1 protein-coding gene is annotated in these 284 nt (G+C 74.6%); it reads right to left on the bottom strand.

Annotated elements, in window-relative coordinates; all coding sequences use genetic code 11:
* Positions 1–274: cobalt-precorrin-5B (C(1))-methyltransferase (locus RMT89_RS42400; RefSeq protein WP_315889093.1), on the bottom strand; the 274-nt coding region annotated here is incomplete at its 3' end.
* Between the last annotated feature and the right edge of the window lie 10 nt (positions 275–284).

The raw sequence follows: 284 nt of genomic DNA on the forward strand, positions 1-284 counted from the left end.
CGCGGAAACCGATGCCGGCGCCGGGCGGGCCGTGACGCACCGACACGCGGATCAGCGCGCCATGGGTGACGTCCGGATCGTCGCCGGCGTCCTTGACCACGCCGGCCGTCGCAACGTCCGCGCCCGTTGCAGCCTCCGCCAGCGCGAAGGCCACGGTCTGGCCACCGGGCAGCTCAATCTCGACCGGATCCGGGAACGTGCCGGTCAGGAGGGCCGCATACGCCGCCTTGGCGGCCGCGGTCGCGCACGCGCCCGTGGTCCATCCTCTGCGCAGCGGCTGCTGG

This window comes from Streptomyces sp. P17 (assembly GCF_032436805.1).
Classification (GTDB): domain Bacteria; phylum Actinomycetota; class Actinomycetes; order Streptomycetales; family Streptomycetaceae; genus Streptomyces.